This window comes from Flavobacterium erciyesense (assembly GCF_018069925.1).
Classification (GTDB): domain Bacteria; phylum Bacteroidota; class Bacteroidia; order Flavobacteriales; family Flavobacteriaceae; genus Flavobacterium; species Flavobacterium erciyesense.
The window spans coordinates 1-1,302 of record NZ_JAGPXB010000035.1 but is presented as its reverse complement, the minus strand read 5'-3'; the positions used below and the strand labels follow the sequence as shown (position 1 = coordinate 1,302).

The following is a 1,302-nucleotide window of genomic DNA, read 5'->3' as shown; positions in this document are numbered from 1 at the left end:
ATTTTATGTACAAGGAACCGGAAGTTACTGGAAAGTAGCACCATAGAGGGTGATAGTCCCGTATGGGTAACGAGTATAATAAATAGTGGTATCCTGAGTAGGGCGGGGCACGTGAAACCCTGTCTGAATTTGGCGGGACCATCCGCTAAGGCTAAATACTCCTGAGAGACCGATAGTGAACCAGTACCGTGAGGGAAAGGTGAAAAGAACCGTGAATAACGGAGTGAAATAGATCCTGAAACCATACGCTTACAAGCGGTCGGAGCCCTTTAGTGGGGTGACGGCGTGCCTTTTGCATAATGAGCCTACGAGTTAACGTTGCTGGCAAGGATAAGTGGTTAAGCCACGGATCCGTAGCGAAAGCGAGTCTGAATAGGGCGCTTTAGTCAGTAGTGTTAGACGCGAAACCGTGTGATCTACCCATGGGCAGGATGAAGCGCTGGTAACACAGTGTGGAGGTCCGAACCGGTTGACGTTGAAAAGTCTTCGGATGACCTGTGGGTAGGGGTGAAAGGCCAATCAAACTCGGAAATAGCTCGTACTCCCCGAAATGCATTTAGGTGCAGCGCACGGCATAAAGTTATATAGAGGTAGAGCTACTGATTGGATGCGGGGGCTTCACCGCCTACCAATTCCTGACAAACTCCGAATGCTATATAATGTTTCCGTGCAGTGAGGGCTTGGGTGCTAAGGTCCAAGTCCGAGAGGGAAAGAACCCAGACCATCAGCTAAGGTCCCCAAATATACGCTAAGTTGAAAGAACGAGGTTTGTCTGCCCAGACAGCTAGGATGTTGGCTTGGAAGCAGCCATTCATTTAAAGAGTGCGTAACAGCTCACTAGTCGAGCGGACGAGCATGGATAATAATCGGGCATAAGCGTATTACCGAAGCTATGGATTTGTAATTTATTACAAGTGGTAGGGGAGCATTCTAACAGGGTAGAAGGTGTATCGTAAGGTATGCTGGACTGGTTAGAAAAGAAAATGTAGGCATAAGTAACGATAATGCGGGCGAGAAACCCGCACACCGAAAGACTAAGGTTTCCACAGCTATGCTAATCAGCTGTGGGTTAGTCGGGACCTAAGGCGAACCCGAAAGGGACAGTCGATGGACAACGGGTTAATATTCCCGTACTAGTTATTACTGTGATGGGGTGACGGAGTGATGAAAGCGCCGCGAACTGACGGAATAGTTCGTTGAAGTACCTACCTATAAGACCCGCAGGCAAATCCACGGGTTTTGGGGAAATACGATAGTACTCGGATACTTCGGTAGAAGAGATAGTGCGCCTAAGGGCTTCCA

At 48.6% G+C, this 1,302-nt stretch carries 1 rRNA gene; it reads left to right on the top strand.

From position 1 onward, the window contains the following. A 23S ribosomal RNA gene (locus KBJ98_RS15195) occupies nucleotides 1-1,302 on the top strand; the annotation flags it as partial.